The sequence below is a fragment of the Bacillus cereus group sp. Bce019 genome (assembly GCF_051781745.1).
In the GTDB taxonomy this organism is placed as follows: Bacteria; Bacillota; Bacilli; order Bacillales; family Bacillaceae_G; genus Bacillus_A; species Bacillus_A cereus.
Genome location: NZ_JBPWJX010000062.1, coordinates 1 through 465, shown reverse-complemented (window position 1 = coordinate 465; position 465 = coordinate 1). Strand labels below are relative to the sequence as shown.

Below are 465 nucleotides of genomic sequence, written 5' to 3'. Positions count from 1 at the left end.
ACTGACTCTTCTGTTTGTGTTTGTTTCTTAATTGATTTTTGATTGTCCTTAGTCATAGATTGACGCCCCTTTTTCTTCGATTTAAGGGCGTCTACTCCTTTTTGATGTAGCTGAATACGCCATTTTCTAATAAGTCCAGGTGAAGAAATATTAAAAATAACTGCCGTTTCGTTTGGAGACGTCCCATTTTCGAACATATAATTTAGTACGTCTAGTTTATACTGTGCAGAATACGTTGTATAGCCTTTTTTAAAGGCCTGGATTCCATGATATTCAAATTGTTTTATCCACATGCGAACCACTTCGTGATTCGCTCCCAATGATTTCGCAATATCTTTTATACTCTCACTTCCATCTTGATAATGTATTACTGCATTCATTTTGTCTTCTGAAGTAAATTTAGTCATAAAAAAACTACACCTCCAATTGTTAGACTGTGTCTAACAATTGGGGTGCAGTTCAATA

1 protein-coding gene is annotated in these 465 nt (G+C 35.1%); it reads right to left on the bottom strand.

Annotation, left to right across the window (positions count from 1 at the left end):
- The coding region (locus ACS2QP_RS27395; protein WP_438883020.1) for a transposase at positions 1 to 407 on the bottom strand (407 nt) is incomplete at its 3' end.
- Positions 408 to 465 lie beyond the last annotated feature (58 nt).